We start from the raw sequence: 19,531 nt of genomic DNA, 5'->3' as shown, positions 1-19,531 counted from the left end.
GTCGCAACTCGCTTGCCGAATAAGCGGCTGCGGTTGGCTTTCTGCTGTCTATACTCCTGCTGCAGCCAGCTTGGAACGGTTGTGTTCCTCCCATCGATTAGATGAACAAGGCGGGCACCCTTCATGGATGATCAGTTGATGTTTTTCGATGATGAAGTTGCCATTACCACGGAACAATCTGTCTGGCGGGTACTGGCAATTGACGGTGATGTCGACTTTCAGCGCGCCACTGCATTTGCCCTCAGTGGACTGGAAGTTCTCGGCAGGCGTATCGAATTGCAGCAAGCCTTCAGTTATCGCGAAGCCTCGATGTTGTTGACTAAAGAGCAAGATATCGCGCTGATTCTGCTCGATGTGATGATGGAGGCCGATGATGCCGGCCTGCGCCTAGTCAAGGCCCTGCGCGGGGTGATCGGCAATGCCGAGACGCGCGTGGTCTTGCTGACTGGCGAGCCGGGGATGGCGCCGGTGCGGGAGGTTATGCGTGATTACGATATCAACGATTACTGGAGCAAGCGCGAACTGACCGCCGAACGCTTGCTCACGGTGTTGACTGCAGGTGTTCGCGGCTACTCCCAGTTGCGCACGGTGGCTCGAGCGCGGCGCGGCTTGCAGATGATCGTGGAGTCGAGCAATTCGCTGTTCTGCTCGAGGAACACCCGCGAACTGTCGGCCAAGATTCTCTCGGAAATCGCCTTGCTCCTCGATCTGCAGGTCGAAGGCATAGTCTGCGAGCGGGCAAATGAGGGAAAGCCGGGCTCCATGCCGGCGGTGCGCGTCGTCAGCGCCAGCGGCCGCTTCTTCGGTGGCATCGATGGCGATCTCGACAGTCTGGGTGATCCTAAAGTGGCGGCTGCCTTGCGCCGCAGCCTGCATGAGCAGCAGACCTTGCGCCTGGATAACTGCACAGTGCTGTTTTTCTCGCGCTTGCAGGCCGGGGCCGATTACGCCTGTTATATCGCCACCGAGCGGACGCTCGATGATACCGAGTTGGAGCTGCTCAAGGTGTTCAGCGCCAGCATCAGTCGCAGCCTGTACAACGTTGCCTTGTTCAGTCGTCTGGAGGAAATGGCGTACCAGGACGATTTGCTGAAAATCCCCAACCGCAACGCATTGATCCGTCTGCTTGAGATGACGCTGCAGAGCGAGGCGAAAGCCGAGTGGGTCATGGTGCTGATCGATATCGATAATTTTTCCGGTGCCAATACTGCTTTTGGTACCGGTTATGGCGACTTCATCCTCGGCCTGGTGGCGAAAAAGCTGCGCGATGCCTTCTCCAGCGATGTCTTGATTGCTCGGGTCAGGGACGACTTGTTCGCTATCCTCGGGCCTGAGTCGCAGGTGCGTGCGGCGGAAATTGTTGCGTTATTTCGTGGTCACAACCGGCCCTATGAGCTTGGTCAGGTGCATAGCCTGAGCAGCGTCACCCTGCGTCTGGCTGATTTCACCGGCAGCGCCAGCGTGGCGTTGCAGGATGCCCGTCTGACGCTCAAACAAGCCAAGCAGCTTGGCCACAACCAGCATGCAGTTTATGACCCCAGCTTGCAGAGTGCCCATGCCGAGTCCTATCGGATGCTGTTGTCACTGCGCGATGCGGTCGATGCCGGGCGCATCAGTATAGAGTTGCAGCCACAGATTGATCTGCGTAGCCGTGCCGTCACCGGGGTCGAGGCGCTGGCTCGTTGGCGTCAGGCCGATGGCAAGATGGTGCCGCCGCTAACCTTCATTCCCCTGGCCGAGGCGACGGGCTACATCATACCGCTGGGTGATTTGCTCCTGCGCTTGGCGCTTCAGGCTGCCCGGCAGTTGGATGATGCGGGCTATCCGCAGATTCGCGTGGCCGTCAACGTCTCTGCACCGCAACTGTTACAGCACGATTTTATTGAGCGCTTTATCCATCATTTACAGGTGGAAGGTGTGCAGCCGCAACAGGTCGAGGTGGAAATCACCGAGTCGGTGGCCATGCGCTCTTTCGAGACGGTCTGTAAGCAATTGATGGCATTGCGGCAGATGGGCGTCACCGTGGCCATCGACGACTTTGGCACCGGCTTTTCCTCGTTGAGCTACTTGCGTCTGCTGCCGGCCGACCGCTTGAAGATCGACCGCAGTTTTGTCGAGGAGATCGGCGAGGTTGCCGATCAGCACGTGATTGCCGAAGCGGTGATCAAGATTGCGGCGCGCGTTGGCATGCAGGTCATTGCCGAAGGTGTGGAAACCCAGCAGCAGGCTGACTGGATTTTGCAGCACGACTGTCTGGAGGCGCAGGGCTGTTTATTTGCCATGCCGATGTCCTGTGCGGACTTGCTGGTTTGGCTCGGAACCTGGTCAGCGCGCGTGGCCTGATGCTGCGGCAAGGATGGTGCACCTTGTGCCAGGCCAAGCCGCTAAGACGCGCCTGCTGCTGTTTCTGCCCTGGGCGTTATTGATTCTGCTGCTGACGGCGTTGCTCTATGAGCGATTGCAGGATGCCGGACTCGACCCTCTGTTAGGTGATCAACAAGGCAGCCTGAGTGAGGGTGTCGAGGCGCTCAACCGGCACCTGGCCACTCAGCGTGGCAATCCGGCGGTTGTAGCAGCGCTGGATGTCTGTGGTTCGAGCAATCAACAGGCAATCCAGCTGCTAGGCTAGCTGGAGCAGCAGACCTCTCTGGCGAGCTGAGGGAGCGGTCTAGGCGGGAGGTTGGCAATGTGAGGTCGTTGACGGGCATGCTTTTATGCGTAAGTACGCTGCTGGTGGTGGGCTGTCCCTTGCAGGCCGAGAGCTGGCGTCTGGTCAAGGATCAGGCGGGTATCCAGGTGTTCCTGAGCAAGGTGCCGGGTTCAACGTACCAGGCGTACCGCGGCGTCGTCAGGCTCAAGGCGGGTATGCCGACCTTGTTGGCGTTGCAGGAGGATGTCAGCGGTTCCTGCGCCTGGATCTATGCGTGTCGAGAGCAAAAACTGCTCAAGCATGAGGGCGCGCAAAGCTGGATCTATAGTCGTTTCAATATGCCGTGGCCGGTGAGGCCGCGCGATGCAGTGTTGCGGGTGACCACCCGGCAAGGTGCCGATGGCAGTGTCACCCGTATTCTCAGCGGCGTTGCCGATTACCTCCCGGAGCAGAAGGGCTTGGTTCGGGTGAGCAAGGCCGAAGGCTATTGGGCGTTTATCCCGAAAACGACGGGTGAGGTCGAGGTGATTTACCAGATGCATAGCGAGCCGGGAGGCCGTGTACCGTCCTGGCTGGCCGGTAGTTTTGTGGTGGATGCGCCCTACAACACGCTCGAAGCGCTGCGGCGGCGACTCATTCACCCTTGAATAAGTCGGGATGTAAAAAAGGCTGCCAGTGGCAGCCTTTTTAGTGCATCGATGAAGCCCGACGTTTATTTCTTTATGTCACGCTGCGTATAGCCGGTATATAGCTGGCGTGGGCGGCCAATCTTGTACGGGCTGGAGAGCATTTCTTTCCAGTGCGAGATCCAGCCGACGGTCCGCGCCAGGGCGAAGATCACGGTGAACATGCTGGTCGGAATACCGATCGCTTTGAGGATGATGCCCGAATAGAAGTCGACGTTCGGGTACAGCGAACGTTCGATGAAGTACGGATCGGTCAGAGCGATCTCTTCCAGGCGCATGGCCAGTTCCAGCTGCGGATCATCGGTGATGCCCAGCTCTTTCAGGACTTCATCGCAAGTCTGCTTCATTACGGTAGCGCGCGGGTCACGGTTTTTATAGACGCGGTGACCAAAGCCCATCAGCTTGAACGGGTCGTCCTTGTCCTTCGCCTTGGCGATAAAGACGTCAATATTCGACACGTCGCCGATCTCATCCAGCATCGCCAGTACTGCTTCGTTGGCGCCGCCGTGAGCCGGGCCCCAGAGTGCGGCGATACCGGCGGCGATGCAGGCGAACGGGTTGGCGCCCGAGGAACCAGCCAGGCGAACGGTCGATGTCGAGGCATTCTGTTCATGGTCGGCGTGGAGGATGAAGATCTTGTCCATCGCCTTGGCCAGTACCGGGCTGATCGGTTTGATCTCGCACGGGGTGTTGAACATCATGTGCAGGAAGTTTTCCGCGTAGTTCAGGTCGTTACGCGGGTACATCATCGGTTGACCCATGGCGTACTTGTAGGTCATTGCGGCGATGGTTGGCATCTTGGCGATCAGGCGCATGGCCGAGACTTCGCGGTGATGCGGGTTCTTGATGTCCAGGGAGTCGTGATAGAAGGCGGAAAGAGCGCCAACCACACCGCACATGATGGCCATCGGATGAGCATCGCGGCGGAAGCCGTTGAAGAAGATCTTCAGTTGCTCATGAACCATGGTGTGGTTCTTGACGGTGCTGACGAACTTGGCTTTTTCTTCTGCATTAGGCAATTCGCCGTTGAGCAGCAGATAGCAGGTTTCCAGGTAGTCGGATTGCTCGGCCAGCTGCTCGATGGGGTATCCGCGGTGCAGCAGGATGCCCTGATCACCATCTATATAGGTGATCTTCGACTCGCAAGAGGCGGTGGACATGAAACCAGGATCAAAGGTGAAACGGCCCGTGGCGGTTAAGCCCCGCACGTCAATTACATCGGGACCAACGGTGCCGGTTAAAATGGGCAGCTCGACGGGGGCTGCGCCCTCGATGATCAACTGCGCTTTTTTGTCAGCCATGTGTGGCCTCCTAATTATGCTTGAAATCATCTGACGGCCCCCCACGCAGGGCCCGCATCACTATAGTGAGATAAATACGAAAGTCAATTTGGGAAAACCCAGGCAGCAGAAGGGTTTGCGGGCTATTTATTGCGGGAAATCGCGCTATCTACGCCATTTGGATTGGGTGCGCAATGCGCTATTAGGCATAGGCCTTTGCGTTGTCATTAGCGACCTAACTGTCTATACTCTGCGCCCGACCACCAAGGGCTTTGGGCCCTCATTCTGGTGGTTGTCACTCCTTGGGTGATGGGTACCTGACCAGTGCACTTCCCGACAACTTTGCCCTGATTGTTAGGGCCCTCAGTGTGATAAAAGCCGTGAATAGCCAACGACCTGTAAACCTCGACCTTAGGACTATTAAACTCCCAGTCACCGCTTACACGTCCATTCTTCACCGTATATCCGGTGTCATTCTCTTCGTCGGCATTGCCGTGCTGCTTTATGGGCTCGACAAGTCGCTGGCATCAGAGGAAGGCTTCGCCGAGGTGAAAGAATGTCTGACCAGCCCGCTGGCCAAGTTCGTGATCTGGGGATTGCTGTCCGCTCTGCTTTACCACTTGGTGGCCGGAGTACGCCACTTGATCATGGACATGGGCATCGGTGAGACGCTGGAAGGCGGCAAGCTGGGCTCGAAAATCGTTCTCGTCGTTTCGACGATCATGATCGTATTGGTGGGAGTGTGGATATGGTAACCAACGTCACGAATTTCTCGCGCTCAGGTCTGTATGACTGGATGGCGCAGCGTGTGTCTGCAGTCGTTCTCGCGGCTTATGTGCTGTTCCTGCTCGGCTATATAGTAGCGAGCCCAGGCATGGGTTATGCCGAGTGGCATGCTCTGTTCTCCAATAACGCAATGCGCATTTTCAGTCTGCTGACTCTGGTAGCGCTCAGCGCGCACGCCTGGGTTGGTATGTGGACGATTTCCACCGACTACCTGACGCCGATGGCACTGGGTAAGTGGGCGACTGGTGTGCGTTTCCTGTTCCAGGCGGCGTGTGGCATTGCCATGTTCACGTTCTTCGTCTGGGGCGTGCAGATTTTTTGGGGTAACTGATTCATGACTATTCGTACTCTTTCTTATGACGCCATCATTATTGGTGGCGGCGGCGCGGGTATGCGCGCTGCGCTGCAACTGGCTCAAGGCGGCCACAAGACCGCTGTAGTCACTAAGGTGTTCCCGACCCGTTCGCACACTGTTTCCGCTCAGGGTGGTATTACTTGCGCCATCGCTTCGGCTGATCCAAACGATGATTGGCGCTGGCACATGTATGACACCGTCAAAGGGTCCGACTATATCGGTGACCAGGACGCTATCGAGTACATGTGTTCCGTCGGTCCGGAAGCCGTGTTCGAACTGGAGCATATGGGTCTGCCGTTCTCGCGTACCGAGCAGGGCCGCATCTATCAGCGTCCGTTCGGTGGTCAGTCCAAGGACTTCGGTAAGGGTGGCCAGGCCGCGCGTACCTGCGCCGCCGCCGACCGTACCGGTCATGCGTTGCTGCACACCCTGTATCAAGCCAACCTGAAAAGCGGCACCTCGTTCCTCAACGAGTGGTACGCGGTCGATCTGGTGAAGAACCAGGATGGCGTGATTGTCGGTGTGATCGCCATTTGCATCGAAACTGGCGAGACCGTGTATATCCGCTCCAAGGCCACAGTGCTGGCCACCGGTGGTGCAGGGCGCATTTATGCCTCTACCACCAATGCCCTGATCAATACCGGTGACGGCATCGGCATGGCCCTGCGTGCAGGCGTGCCAGTGCAAGATATCGAAATGTGGCAGTTCCACCCGACCGGCATTGCCGGTGCCGGTACCCTGGTGACCGAAGGTTGCCGTGGTGAAGGTGGCTATCTGATCAACAAGCATGGCGAGCGTTTCATGGAACGCTATGCCCCGAACGCCAAAGACCTGGCTGGCCGCGACGTGGTTGCGCGCTCCATGGTCAAGGAAATCATCGCCGGCAACGGCTGTGGTCCGGATGGCGATCACGTGATGCTCAAGCTCGATCACCTCGGCGAAGAAGTGCTGCACAGTCGTCTGCCAGGTATCTGTGAGCTGTCCAAGACTTTTGCTCATGTCGATCCGGTGGTTGCGCCTATTCCAGTCGTGCCGACCTGCCACTACATGATGGGCGGCGTACCGACCAACATCCATGGTCAGGCCATCACCCAGGATGCCAACGGCAACGACAAGATCATCGAAGGGTTGTTTGCCGTAGGCGAGGTGGCCTGCGTGTCGGTGCACGGCGCCAACCGTCTGGGCGGCAACTCGCTGCTTGACCTGGTGGTGTTCGGTCGCGCCGCAGGTATACACCTGGAGCGTGTGCTGAAAGAAGGTGTCGATTACCGTGGGGCCACCGAGACTGACCTTGAGCTGTCGCTCAAGCGACTGTCGGGCGTCAACGAGCGCACCACCGGCGAAGACGTAGCGCCGCTACGTAAAGAGCTGCAAACCTGCATGCAGAACTATTTCGGGGTATTCCGTACCGGCGAGTACATGCAGAAAGGTATCGAGCAACTGGTCGGCCTGCGTGAGCGGATCGCCAGCGTCAAGATCGCGGACAAGAGCCAGGCGTTCAACACTGCGCGTATCGAGGCATTGGAACTGCAAAACCTGCTCGAAGTGGCCGAGGCGACTGCGGTGGCTGCGGAGGTTCGCAAAGAATCCCGTGGTGCCCACGCCCGTGAAGACTTCGAAGATCGGGATGACGAGAACTGGCTGTGCCATTCCCTGTACTTCCCAGGTGAAAAGCGCGTGACCAAACGTGCCGTCAACTTCTCGCCTAAGACAGTTCCGACGTTTGAACCCATGATTCGGACTTATTAAGGGTGGCTGATATGTTGCAAGTCAGTGTTTATCGTTACAACCCGGAGCAGGATGCTGCGCCGTTCATGCAAGATTTCAAGATCGATACTGGCGGCAAGGACATCATGGTTCTTGACGTGCTGGCGCTGATCAAAGAACAGGATGAGGGCTTCTCCTACCGTCGCTCCTGCCGTGAAGGCGTGTGTGGCTCCGATGGTATGAATATCAATGGCAAGAACGGCCTGGCCTGTATCACCCCGCTATCGGCGGTGGTAAAGGGTGGCAAGCTGGTGATCCGTCCTTTGCCTGGATTGCCAGTCATTCGTGACCTGGTCGTCGATATGAGCATCTTCTACAAGCAATACGAGAAGGTGCAGCCGTATCTGCAGAACGATACGCCGGCTCCGGCTATCGAACGCCTGCAAACGCCGGAAGAACGCGAGAAACTGGATGGCCTCTACGAGTGCATTCTGTGTGCTTGCTGTTCGACCAGTTGCCCGTCGTTCTGGTGGAATCCGGACAAGTTCCTCGGTCCCGCTGCGTTGCTGCAGGCATATCGTTTCCTGGCCGATAGCCGCGACACCAAGACCGAAGAGCGTCTGGCTGCATTGGATGACCCGTTCAGCGTGTTCCGTTGCCGCGGCATCATGAACTGCGTGAACGTTTGCCCCAAGGGTCTCAATCCAACCAAGGCGATCGGTCACATACGCAACATGTTGTTGCAGAGCGGTATCTGATTCAAATGTTCTACCTGTGACACCCTGCGGCGCCTGGTTTGAAGCCAACGTCGCAGTTTAGCCAGAGCCACAGCTCATAAAGCCGTGGCTCTAACTTTGAAAAATATGACGACCAGCAGGGGCATCCGGGCTGGTGCCCGGACTATCTGCGGGATCCGTGGTGGCTTTACCGAAGTCGCTGCTTCAAGACTTCGGAAGCCTGAACGGTTTCTTCGCCGGTGGTGTCCCCTTACCGAGGGTGACCAAGCATGCAAGAAAGCGTGATGCAGCGCATGTGGAACAGTGCCCACCTATCCGGTGGTAACGCTGCCTATGTGGAAGAGCTCTATGAGCTTTACCTGCACGATCCCAACGCTGTGCCCGAAGAGTGGCGCACCTACTTTCAGAAGTTGCCGGCAGATGGCAACGCTGCTACTGATGTATCGCATTCTACGGTTCGCGATCACTTCGTGTTGCTGGCGAAAAACCAGCGTCGCGCCCAGCCGGTGTCCGCCGGTAGCGTGAGCAGTGAGCACGAAAAGAAGCAGGTTGAAGTCCTGCGCATGATTCAGGCATTTCGCATGCGTGGCCATCAGGCTGCCCAGCTCGATCCGCTTGGTCTGTGGCAACGGCATGCACCGGCTGATCTTTCGATCAATCACTATGGTCTGACCAATTCCGACCTGGACACCACCTTCCGCACCGGTGGTCTGTTCATCGGCAAGGAAGAGGCTACTCTGCGTGAAATTCACGAGGCCTTGCAGCAGACATATTGCCGCACCATCGGTGCCGAGTTCACCCACATCGTCGATTCCGAGCAGCGCAACTGGTTTGCCCAGCGCCTGGAAAGCGTGCGCGGGCGTCCGAGTGTTTCGCCTGAAGTGCAGAGTCATCTGCTGGAGCGACTGACTGCTGCCGAGGGTCTGGAAAAATACCTGGGCACCAAATACCCGGGTACCAAACGTTTCGGTCTGGAAGGCGCCGAGAGCCTGATTCCGCTGCTCGATGAAATGATCCAGCGTGCCGGTTCCTATGGTGCCAAGGAAATCGTCATTGGCATGGCTCACCGTGGTCGCCTCAACGTGCTGGTCAATACGTTTGGCAAGAACCCGCGTGAACTGTTCGACGAGTTCGAGGGCAAGAAGCAGGCCTCCCTCGGTTCCGGCGACGTCAAGTATCACCAGGGTTTCTCCTCCAACGTTATGACCGCCGGCGGCGAAGTTCACCTGGCTATGGCGTTCAACCCCTCTCACCTGGAAATCGTTTCGCCAGTGGTCGAGGGTTCGGTGCGCGCTCGTCAAGATCGTCGCAACGATAGCAACGGCGACAAGGTTCTCCCGGTTTCACTACACGGTGACGCGGCGTTCGCCGGTCAGGGTGTGGTGATGGAAACCTTCCAGATGTCGCAGACCCGTGGTTTCAAGACGGGTGGCACCATCCACATCGTGATCAACAACCAGGTCGGCTTCACCATCAGTAACCCGGAAGATTCGCGTTCCACCGAGTACTGCACCGATGTGGCGAAGATGATCCAAGCGCCGATCCTGCACGTGAATGGCGATGATCCGGAAGCGGTGCTGTTCGTCACCCAGCTGGCCGTCGACTACCGCATGCAGTACAAGCGCGATGTGGTGATCGACCTGGTTTGTTACCGCCGTCGCGGTCACAACGAGGCCGATGAGCCGAGCGGTACCCAGCCGATGATGTACCAGCAGATTAGCAAGCAGCGCACCACCCGTGAGCTGTATGCCGATGCGCTGACCACGGCTGTGCGTCACTCTGCCGATGATGTGCAAAGCAAGATCGACGACTACCGCACCGCGTTGGACAATGGTCAGCATGTGGTCAAGAGTCTGGTCAAGGAGCCGAACAAGGAGTTGTTCGTCGACTGGCGCCCGTACCTGGGCCATACCTGGACCGCGCGTCACGATACTCGCTTCGACCTCAAGACCTTGCAGGATCTGTCCGCCAAGCTGCTGGAAATCCCGGAAGGGTTTGTTGTCCAACGCCAGGTCGCGAAAATTCTTGAAGATCGTCAGAAGATGGGTGCCGGTGCGCTGTCGATCAACTGGGGCTACGCCGAAACAATGGCCTACGCCACCCTGTTGTTCGAAGGTCACCCGATCCGCATGACCGGCCAGGACATTGGCCGTGGCACCTTCTCGCACCGCCACGCGGTGCTGCATAACCAGAAGGAACCAGGTTCGCACGTACCGCTCAAGCACCTGTACAGCGGCCAGCCGCGTTTCGACCTGTACGACTCGCTGCTGTCGGAAGAAGCAGCGCTGGCGTTCGAATACGGTTACGCCACCACCAAGCCGGATGCATTGGTAATCTGGGAAGCCCAGTTCGGCGATTTTGCCAACGGTGCCCAAGTGGTAATCGATCAGTTCATCACCAGCGGCGAGCACAAGTGGGGTCGTCTGTGCGGTCTGACCATGCTGTTGCCGCATGGCTATGAAGGGCAGGGCCCGGAGCACTCCTCCGCGCGTCTCGAGCGGTTCCTGCAGCTGAGCGCCGAGCACAACATCCAGGTGTGCGTGCCGACTACTCCGGCGCAGGTCTACCACATGTTGCGTCGCCAGATGATCCGCCCACTGCGCAAGCCACTTATCGCCCTGACTCCGAAGTCGTTGCTGCGCCACAAATTGGCCATCTCGACCCTGGAAGACCTGGCCGAAGGCTCGTTCCAGACCGTGATTCCGGAGATCGATGCAATCGATCCGAAGAAGGTCGATCGGGTGATCCTGTGCAGCGGTAAGGTTTACTACGACCTGCTGGAGAAGCGTCGTGCCGAGGCTCGCGAAGATATCGCCATCGTGCGTATCGAGCAGCTCTATCCGTTCCCGGAAGAAGATCTGGCCGAAGCTCTCGCTGCGTACAAGCACCTCAAACACATCGTCTGGTGTCAGGAAGAGCCGATGAACCAGGGTGCCTGGTATTGCAGCCAGCATCACATGCGCCGCGTTGCCACTGCGTACAAGAAGACTCTGTTCCTCGAGTACGCCGGCCGCGAAGGCTCAGCTGCCCCGGCCTGCGGTTACGCTTCGATGCACGCGGAACAGCAGGAAAAACTGCTGCAAGACGCCTTCACCGTTTAACGCCTTTGCGCAAGAGGCGGCCTGATGAGGCCGCCTCGTAGAAGAAATCGAATTTAAGGAACCACACATAATGGCTATCGAGATCAAAGCCCCTACTTTCCCGGAATCGGTTGCCGACGGCACCGTGGCCACTTGGCACAAGAAGCCGGGCGATGCGGTCAAGCGCGACGAACTGATCGTCGACATCGAAACCGATAAAGTAGTGATCGAAGTGCTGGCCGAGGCCGATGGCGTCCTCGCCGAAATCGTCAAGAACGAAGGCGACACCGTCCTCAGCAACGAACTGCTGGGGACCTTGAGCGAAGGCGCTGCTGCTCCTGTACCGGCTGCCGCCGCTCAGGCTGCCGCGCCTGCCGCTGCTGCTCCGGGTGTTGCGGGTGATGAGCAAATCCTCTCGCCGGCCGCGCGCAAGTTGGCCGAAGAGAATGGCATCGACCCGAACAGCATTGCCGGCACTGGTAAGGGCGGTCGGGTGACCAAGGAAGACGTGGTCGCTGCGGTTGAAGCTAAGAAGAATGCCCCGGCTGCTACGCCTGCCGCCAAACCTGCCACACCAGCCGCTGCACCTGTACTCGCCGTCGGTGACCGGGTCGAGAAGCGCGTACCGATGAGCCGTCTGCGTGCCAAGGTTGCCGAGCGTCTGGTTGAAGCTCAGTCTTCCATGGCCATGCTGACGACCTTCAACGAAGTCGACATGACCGAAGTCATGGCGCTGCGTTCGAAGTACAAGGATCTGTTCGAGAAGTCCCACAACGGCGTGCGTCTGGGCTTCATGTCGTTCTTCGTCAAGGCCACCACCGAAGCGCTGAAGCGTTTCCCCGCGGTTAACGCCTCGATCGACGGCTCGGACATCGTCTACCACGGCTACTCCGACATCGGTGTTGCCGTATCGAGCGACCGTGGCCTGGTGGTACCAGTACTGCGTAATGCCGAGCTGATGAGCCTGGCTGAAATCGAAGGCGGCATCGCGACCTTCGGTAAAAAGGCCAAAGACGGCAAACTGTCGATCGACGACATGACCGGTGGTACGTTCACCATCACCAACGGTGGTACCTTCGGTTCGATGATGTCGACGCCGATCGTCAACCCGCCGCAAGCAGCCATCCTGGGGATGCACAACATCCTTCAGCGGCCGATGGCCATCAACGGTCAGGTGGTTATCCGTCCGATGATGTACCTGGCGTTGTCCTACGACCACCGCCTGATTGATGGCAAGGAAGCCGTGACCTTCCTGGTGACCATCAAAAACTTGCTGGAAGACCCGGCTCGCCTGCTGCTGGATATCTAAGCCAGTCTCTCCCAAGGTGGCCCCCACAAGGGGCCGTCCGGTTTATTCGAGAAGGAATCATGTATGACCCAGAAATTTGACGTGGTAGTCATCGGTGCCGGCCCTGGCGGCTATGTAGCTGCTATCAAGGCTGCTCAACTCGGTCTAAAGACCGCCTGCATCGAAAAGTACCAGGACAATGAGGGCAAGATCGCGCTCGGTGGTACCTGCCTGAACGTCGGTTGCATTCCGTCCAAGGCGCTGCTGGACAGCTCCTGGAAATATCACGAAGCCAAAGTAGGCTTTGCTATTCACGGTATCGAGGCCAAGGGCGTCAGCATCGACGTGCCGGCGATGGTTGCCCGCAAGAGCAACATCGTGAAGAACCTCACCGGTGGTGTCAGTACGCTGTTCAAGGCCAACGGTGTGACCCTGCTCGAAGGTCACGGCAAGTTGCTGGCCGGCAAGCAAGTGGAAGTCACGGCGTTGGACGGCACTACTCAAGTAGTCCAGGCCGAGAACGTGATTATCGCTTCCGGCTCCAAGCCGATCGACATTCCGCCGGCTCCGGTCAACCACGACACCATCGTCGACTCTACTGGCGCCCTGGAATTCCAGAGCGTGCCCAAGACTCTGGGCGTAATCGGCGCTGGCGTGATTGGTTTGGAGCTGGGTTCGGTATGGGCCCGTCTGGGTGCCGATGTCACCGTGATCGAAGCTCAGGACAAGTTCCTTCCGGCTGCCGATGATCAGATCGCCAAGGAAGCCCTGAAGACTTTGACCAAGCAAGGTTTGAAGATTCGCTTGGGCGCGCGTCTGACTGCTTCCGAAGTGAAGAAGAAGCAGGTCACCGTCAGCTTCACCGACGCCGAAGGCGAGCAGCAGATGACGTTCGACAAGCTGATCGTTGCGGTCGGCCGTCGTCCGGTGACCACCGATCTGCTGGCCACCGATAGCGGTGTCGAGCTGGACGAGCGTGGCTTCATCTATGTTGACGACCAGTGCGCCACCAGCGTGCCGGGCGTTTACGCCGTCGGTGACGTGGTGCGCGGCGCCATGCTGGCGCACAAGGCCTCGGAAGAGGGTGTGATGGTTGCCGAGCGCATCGCCGGGCACAAAGCCCAGATGAACTACGACCTGATCCCGTCGGTCATCTATACCCATCCGGAAATTGCATGGGTTGGCAAGACCGAGCAGCAACTGAAAGGCGAGGGCGTTGCCGTCAACGTTGGTACCTTCCCGTTCGCTGCCAGTGGCCGCGCCATGGCTGCCAATGATACCGGCGGCATGGTCAAGGTGATTGCCGATGCCGCGACCGACCGCGTACTGGGTGTACACGTGATCGGCCCGAGCGCTGCCGAGTTGGTCCAGCAGGGCGCAATCGGTATGGAGTTCGGCACCAGTGCCGAGGATCTGGGAATGATGGTGTTCTCCCACCCGACGCTGTCCGAAGCGCTGCACGAAGCGGCGCTGGCCGTGAATGGCCATGCCATCCACGTCGTCAATCGCAAGAAGCGCTAAGTAGTCGTTTGTAGGTCGCCACGCCGGATGCTGTTTGCAGCCCACCGGTGCTGGCGACGCTGCAAGAAGAACCAAGGCGGGTTGCCCGCGCAGAGCCTGGCTCAAGCGCGCAATGCCGCCGGACTGCTCGTGAAAGCAGTCACAGGTGGTGCGGCATCACAAGTGCAGCACCGAATGCGCAATACCTAACGAAGACGGTAGACAAGCATGAATCTCCATGAGTATCAGGGTAAGCAGCTGTTCGCTGAATACGGCCTGCCCGTATCCAAGGGTTTCGCCGTAAGCACTCCGGAAGAAGCCGCAGAAGCCTGCGACAAAATTGGCGGTACCGAGTGGGTCGTCAAGGCTCAGGTACATGCCGGGGGCCGCGGTAAAGCGGGCGGCGTGAAGCTGGTCAAGAGTCGGGAAGACGCCAAGGCCTTCGCCGCCAACTGGCTGGGCAAGCGTCTGGTGACCTACCAGACTGACGCCGCTGGTCAGCCGGTCAACCAGATTCTGGTTGAGTCCTGCACCGACATCGCCAAAGAGCTGTATCTGGGCGCAGTAGTCGATCGCTCCAGCCGTCGCATCGTGTTCATGGCTTCCACCGAAGGTGGCGTGGACATCGAGAAGATCGCTCACGACACCCCTGAGAAAATTCTCAAGGCCACTATCGATCCGCTGGTCGGCGCACAGCCGTTCCAGGGCCGCGAGCTGGCATTCCAGCTGGGCCTGGAAGGCAAGCAAGTTGCTCAGTTCGCCAAGATCTTCGTAGGTCTGGCCAAGCTGTTCAAGGATCACGACCTGGCTCTGCTGGAAGTGAACCCGCTGGTGATCAAGGCTGACGGCGATCTGCATTGCCTCGATGCCAAGATCAACATCGACGCCAACGCCATGTACCGTCAGCCTAAGCTGAAGACTTTCCACGATCCGTCGCAAGACGATCCGCGCGAAGCGCACGCTGCCAAGTTCGAACTGAACTACGTAGCGCTGGAAGGCAACATCGGTTGCATGGTCAACGGTGCTGGCCTGGCCATGGGTACTATGGACATCGTCAACCTGCATGGCGGCAAACCAGCCAACTTCCTCGACGTGGGCGGCGGTGCTACCAAAGAACGCGTTACCGAAGCGTTCAAGATCATCCTGTCCGACACCAACGTCGCTGCAGTATTGGTCAACATCTTCGGCGGCATCGTTCGTTGCGACATGATTGCCGAAGGCATCATCGGTGCAGTGAAAGAAGTCGGCGTGAAAATCCCGGTGGTTGTTCGCCTCGAAGGCAACAACGCTGAGCTGGGCGCTAAAGTACTGGCAGAGAGCGGGTTGAACATCATCGCGGCTACCAGCCTGACCGACGCTGCTCAACAAGTTGTCAAAGCTGCGGAGGGCAAGTAATGAGCGTCCTGATCAATAAAGACACCAAAGTTATCTGCCAGGGTATTACCGGTTCGCAAGGTAGTTTCCACACCCAGCAAGCCATCGAGTACGGCACCCAGATGGTTGGCGGCGTAACACCAGGCAAAGGCGGCACCACTCACCTGGATCTGCCTGTTTTCAACACGGTGAAAGAAGCTGTAGCCGCCACTGGCGCCACCGCCAGCGTGATCTACGTTCCAGCTCCTTTCTGCAAGGACTCCATCCTGGAAGCAGCATTCGGCGGCATCAAGCTGATCGTTTGCATCACCGAAGGCATTCCGACCCTGGATATGCTGGATGCCAAGGTCAAGTGCGACGAGCTGGGTGTAGTCCTGATCGGTCCTAACTGCCCAGGCGTGATCACTCCAGGCGAATGTAAGATCGGCATCATGCCAGGTCACATTCACTTGCCAGGCAAGGTCGGTATCGTGTCGCGTTCCGGCACCCTGACCTACGAAGCTGTGAAGCAAACTACTGACGCCGGTTTCGGTCAGTCGACTTGCGTCGGCATCGGTGGTGACCCGATTCCGGGCTCCAACTTCATCGACATCCTCAAGCTGTTCCAGGAAGACCCGAAGACCGAAGCGATCGTGATGATCGGCGAGATCGGTGGTTCGGCTGAAGAAGAAGCGGCTGCCTACATCAAGGCAAACGTGACCAAGCCGGTTGTTTCCTACATCGCTGGTGTAACTGCCCCTGCAGGCAAGCGCATGGGCCATGCTGGCGCAATCATCTCTGGCGGCAAAGGCACTGCAGACGAGAAGTTTGCTGCCCTGGAAGACGCAGGCGTTAAAACCGTGCGTTCGCTGGCAGAAATCGGCAAGGCGTTGTCCGAGCTGACCGGTTGGGAAGTCAAAAACGCCTAAGCGTTGCTGACCCCTGAAAAGGCCGCCTTCGGGCGGCCTTTTCTATTTGCGGGCAACAGAATTGTTGCCGATGCGACAGCTATGTACGCCGGTTGGACAGCCCGACCTCCGGCCCTGCCGCAGCACAGGAAAATTCGTTAGGCTGACAACTATTCGCGCCTCGGTCGTCACAAGCGATAAGCGGCGCAGCAGCGGCTCAGTCCAACCGGCAGGGCGACGTTTCCCCCGATCCCTCGGGAAACCCTCGGAACTCATGACTCTTTGCCTGTGGTATTTGCCTCTATGAATCGTTTGAAAGGCTCGGACATCCTGGCCCTTGGTTTTATGACGTTTGCGTTGTTCCTCGGCGCCGGCAACATCATCTTCCCACCTAGCGCGGGCATGGCTGCCGGCGACAATATCGGCCTGGCGGCGCTGGGTTTTCTGCTCACCGGAGTGGGGTTGCCGTTGCTCACCATAGTGGCGCTGGCTCGAGTTGGCGGTGGTATGGCGCTGCTGACAGCGCCCCTAGGTAAGCGCGCCGGAGTGCTGTTCGCCGTTGCGGTGTACCTGGCGATTGGCCCCTTGTTCGCCACCCCGCGTACCGCCGTGGTGTCGTTCGAGATGGGCATCGCGCCCTTCACCGGAAATGATGGCACGCCGCTGCTGCTCTATAGCCTGGCGTACTTCGCCGCGGTGATGTTTCTCTCGCTCAATCCGGGGCAGCTGGTCGAGCGCATCGGCAAGTACATCGCCCCGGTGCTGCTGGCCGCGCTGCTGGTGTTGGGTGCTGCCGCCTTTATCCTGCCGGCTGGAGAGATCGGCCAGACGGCTGCGGATTACCAGGCTGCACCCTTCGTACAGGGCTTTCTGCAGGGCTACCTGACCATGGATACCCTGGGCGCGCTGGTATTTGGCATCGTGATCGCCACCGCTATCCGCGATCGCGGCATCACTGAAAGCAAGCTGATAACCCGCTACTCGGTGATCGCCGGGTTGATCGCCGCCGCGGGGTTGTCGCTGGTGTATCTGGCGCTGTTCTATCTCGGCGCGACCAGCCAGGGCATCGCCGGTGAGGCGCAGAATGGCGTACAGATTCTCACCATCTATGTGCAACACACCTTCGGCACCGCCGGCAGCCTGTTGCTGGCAGTGGTAATCACTCTGGCCTGCCTGACCACTGCCGTAGGCCTGTTGACCGCCTGTGGCGAGTTCTTCAGCGGTCTGCTGCCGGTGTCCTACCGCGTGGTGGTAGTGAGTTTTGGGCTGTTCAGTCTGCTCGTCGCCAACCAGGGGTTGACTCAGTTGATCAGCTTCTCCATCCCGGTCCTGGTCGGCCTCTATCCACTGGCTATCGTGTTGATCGCCCTGAGCCTGCTCGACTCCTTGTGGCTATCTCCACGCCGGGTGTTCGTGCCCGTCATGGCGGTGACGCTGATCTTCGGAGTGGTCGACGGGCTAGGCGCCGCAGGCTTCAGTCAGCTGGTACCAGCGCTGTTCAGTAAATTGCCGCTGGCCGGTCAGAGCCTGGGCTGGCTGGTGCCGGTGCTGGTCACGCTCCTGCTGGTCGCAGTGCTGGACCGCTGCCTGGGTAAGCCGCGGAGCGTGCTGGCTTAAAGCACAACGCCAGTGTTCCTCTGAGGGACACTGGCGCTGCTGGTTTCAACTGCAAACGGGTTTCTCTAGCGGCGAAGCCTGTTAAGCAGTGCCATTGCCTAGGTTGAAGTGACGCACCTGGGCATGCAGGCGTTCGGCCAATACGGCCAGGCTCTGGCTGGCCTCGGTGACCTCGTTGGAGCCCTCGGCGTTATTACTGGCCAGGTCGCGAATCATCTCGATGCGCTGGCTGATGTCATGGGCCACGGTCGCCTGTTGTTCGGCCGCGCTGGCGATCTGGATAGCCATCTCGCTGATCTCGCGATTGGCGTCGGTAATAGTCTGCAGTGCATGACCTGCTTCAGCGGCCTGGCTGGCCCCGGTTTCGGCTTGGCTGCGGCTCTGGCTCATGACCCCGGCGGCTCTCTGTGCACCTGCCTGCAGGCGCTCGATCATGCCCTGGATCTCCATGGTGGAGTCCTGGGTGCGTTTGGCCAGCGAACGCACTTCGTCGGCGACCACGGCAAAGCCGCGGCCCTGTTCGCCGGCGCGGGCCGCCTCGATGGCGGCATTCAGCGCCAGCAGGTTGGTCTGGTCGGCAATGCCACGAATCACGTCGAGTATGCTGCCGATATTGGCGGTGTCCTGCGCCAGGTTTTGCACCACGCCGGCGGCTTCGCCGATGTCCTTGGACAGGGCGTTGATGGAGCCGATCATCTGCCCGACTAGCTGCTGACCGCTGTTCGCCGCGAGATCGGCGCGTTGGGCAGCCTCGGCGGTTTGACTCGAGTGGCGGGCGACCTCCTGGACGGTGGCGGCCATTTCAGTCATCGCCGCGGCAACCTCGGTGGTGTGCAGTTCCTGCTGCTTGAGGTTGTGCTGAGTGGAGGTGGTGGTGCTGGTCAATTGCGAGGCGGAAACGCTCAGCTGGGTGCTGGAGTGCACCACGTTGCTGACGATTTCGCGCAGCTTGCCGACCATCTGGCTGAAGGAGTGCGACAGCACACCAAACTCACCGCCACTCTGCGCGCCGAGGTGGGTGCCCAGTTCGCCGTCGGCGACCTTGCGCGCCTCATCACTGAGGCGCAGTAGGGCGCCGGTCACCTTGCGCCGGATGGCAAAAATGCCCAGCACGGAGATCACCACCAACAGCAGCACTACCGCCGTCACGGCCGCCATGTAGCGCTCACCGATCTGGCTGTAGTGCAGCACGGCATCGCCGGTGCGTTTATCCAGCAGCGCATAGAACGCATCCACCGGGTGCATGATCTTGGCTTTTTCCTGGTGGTACTTGGTGTCGTGCATCAACTGACTGGCGAGGACCAGATTGGGTTGTCCCTGGCGGGTGAAGCCACCCTGGCCGTCGGCAAAGCGGCCTTTCACCGCATTCATCGCCTCGGTTTCGATCAGCACCAGGGTGTCCGAATTGCCCTGGGCTTCGGCCTGCTTGGTCAGTTCGGCCGCGCTGAAGCCTTGGCGGCGCATCAACTCCAGCAGCGGTTGCGCTTCGCCATTGGCCCTGGGTGCCGGTTGACCGGCGGCGATGAAATCCCAGTACAGGCGTTCGGGTTGCTGCGGGCGGGGCAGCTTGCCATTACGTATATC

Annotated in this window: 15 protein-coding genes and 1 pseudogene; 13 read left to right on the top strand and 3 right to left on the bottom strand. The window is 59.0% G+C overall.

Translation table 11 applies throughout. From position 1 onward, the window contains the following. Window positions 1-123: 123 nt before the first annotated feature. From VCJ09_RS14795 to VCJ09_RS14785, 3 genes are all read left to right on the top strand, one after another. Window positions 124-2,343, top strand: coding sequence for a putative bifunctional diguanylate cyclase/phosphodiesterase (locus VCJ09_RS14795; protein WP_324730912.1), 2,220 nt, complete (start codon window positions 124-126; stop codon window positions 2,341-2,343). Between the two features lie 25 nt (window positions 2,344-2,368). Then, window positions 2,369-2,629, top strand: a complete 261-nt coding sequence (locus VCJ09_RS14790) for a hypothetical protein (protein ID WP_324730911.1) — start codon at window positions 2,369-2,371, stop codon at window positions 2,627-2,629. A gap of 77 nt (window positions 2,630-2,706) precedes the next feature. Further along, a complete protein-coding gene (locus VCJ09_RS14785; RefSeq protein ID WP_324730910.1) occupies window positions 2,707-3,297 on the top strand; it encodes an START domain-containing protein in 591 nt (196 codons plus the stop codon). Window positions 3,298-3,362: 65 nt separating this feature from the next. Here the strand turns inward: VCJ09_RS14785 and gltA are convergent, their stop codons facing one another. Beyond that, a complete protein-coding gene (gene gltA / locus VCJ09_RS14780; RefSeq protein ID WP_079202434.1) occupies window positions 3,363-4,637 on the bottom strand; it encodes a citrate synthase in 1,275 nt (424 codons plus the stop codon). Window positions 4,638-4,984: 347 nt separating this feature from the next. Here gltA and sdhC point away from each other — a divergent pair, with 347 nt between their 5' ends. From sdhC to brnQ, 10 genes are all read left to right on the top strand, one after another. Then, window positions 4,985-5,371 (top strand): succinate dehydrogenase, cytochrome b556 subunit, encoded by a 387-nt coding sequence (gene sdhC, locus VCJ09_RS14775; RefSeq protein WP_177345273.1) that lies wholly within the window; start codon window positions 4,985-4,987, stop codon window positions 5,369-5,371. Further along, window positions 5,365-5,733: a succinate dehydrogenase, hydrophobic membrane anchor protein gene (gene sdhD / locus VCJ09_RS14770; protein WP_079202433.1), complete on the top strand. Its 369-nt coding sequence runs from the start codon at window positions 5,365-5,367 to the stop codon at window positions 5,731-5,733. Before sdhC ends, sdhD begins: the two co-directional genes overlap by 7 nt. 3 nt (window positions 5,734-5,736) lie before the next feature. After that, on the top strand, window positions 5,737-7,506 hold the full coding sequence (gene sdhA, locus VCJ09_RS14765) for a succinate dehydrogenase flavoprotein subunit (RefSeq protein ID WP_079202432.1): 1,770 nt from the start codon (window positions 5,737-5,739) through the stop codon (window positions 7,504-7,506). Window positions 7,507-7,517: 11 nt separating this feature from the next. After that, window positions 7,518-8,222: a succinate dehydrogenase iron-sulfur subunit gene (locus VCJ09_RS14760; RefSeq protein ID WP_079202431.1), complete on the top strand. Its 705-nt coding sequence runs from the start codon at window positions 7,518-7,520 to the stop codon at window positions 8,220-8,222. Window positions 8,223-8,470: 248 nt separating this feature from the next. After that, window positions 8,471-11,302 (top strand): 2-oxoglutarate dehydrogenase E1 component, encoded by a 2,832-nt coding sequence (locus VCJ09_RS14755; RefSeq protein ID WP_324730909.1) that lies wholly within the window; start codon window positions 8,471-8,473, stop codon window positions 11,300-11,302. A gap of 70 nt (window positions 11,303-11,372) precedes the next feature. Beyond that, window positions 11,373-12,590 (top strand): 2-oxoglutarate dehydrogenase complex dihydrolipoyllysine-residue succinyltransferase, encoded by a 1,218-nt coding sequence (odhB, locus tag VCJ09_RS14750; protein ID WP_324730908.1) that lies wholly within the window; start codon window positions 11,373-11,375, stop codon window positions 12,588-12,590. A 63-nt stretch (window positions 12,591-12,653) separates the two neighbouring features. Beyond that, window positions 12,654-14,090: a dihydrolipoyl dehydrogenase gene (gene lpdA, locus VCJ09_RS14745; RefSeq protein ID WP_324730907.1), complete on the top strand. Its 1,437-nt coding sequence runs from the start codon at window positions 12,654-12,656 to the stop codon at window positions 14,088-14,090. Window positions 14,091-14,297: 207 nt separating this feature from the next. After that, complete coding sequence (sucC, locus tag VCJ09_RS14740; RefSeq protein ID WP_079202427.1) at window positions 14,298-15,464, top strand: ADP-forming succinate--CoA ligase subunit beta; 1,167 nt, start codon at window positions 14,298-14,300, stop codon at window positions 15,462-15,464. Beyond that, the gene (sucD, locus tag VCJ09_RS14735) at window positions 15,464-16,351 is read left to right on the top strand and encodes a succinate--CoA ligase subunit alpha (RefSeq protein ID WP_324730906.1); all 888 of its coding nucleotides are present in this window, start codon (window positions 15,464-15,466) and stop codon (window positions 16,349-16,351) included. The genes sucC and sucD overlap by 1 nt, the downstream gene beginning before the upstream one ends. A gap of 282 nt (window positions 16,352-16,633) precedes the next feature. After that, window positions 16,634-17,947, top strand: coding sequence for a branched-chain amino acid transport system II carrier protein (brnQ, locus tag VCJ09_RS14730; protein WP_324730905.1), 1,314 nt, complete (start codon window positions 16,634-16,636; stop codon window positions 17,945-17,947). Window positions 17,948-18,028: 81 nt separating this feature from the next. Here brnQ and VCJ09_RS24845 read toward each other — a convergent pair whose 3' ends face one another. After that, a complete protein-coding gene (locus VCJ09_RS24845) occupies window positions 18,029-18,757 on the bottom strand; it encodes a methyl-accepting chemotaxis protein (RefSeq protein ID WP_407693047.1) in 729 nt (242 codons plus the stop codon). Window positions 18,758-18,898: 141 nt separating this feature from the next. Beyond that, window positions 18,899-19,105, bottom strand: a pseudogene (locus VCJ09_RS24840) (HAMP domain-containing protein); the annotation flags it as partial. Between the last annotated feature and the right edge of the window lie 426 nt (window positions 19,106-19,531).

The organism is Pseudomonas paeninsulae, from assembly GCF_035621475.1.
GTDB lineage: Bacteria > Pseudomonadota > Gammaproteobacteria > Pseudomonadales > Pseudomonadaceae > Aquipseudomonas > Aquipseudomonas paeninsulae.
This window is presented reverse-complemented; position numbering and strand designations above follow the sequence as displayed.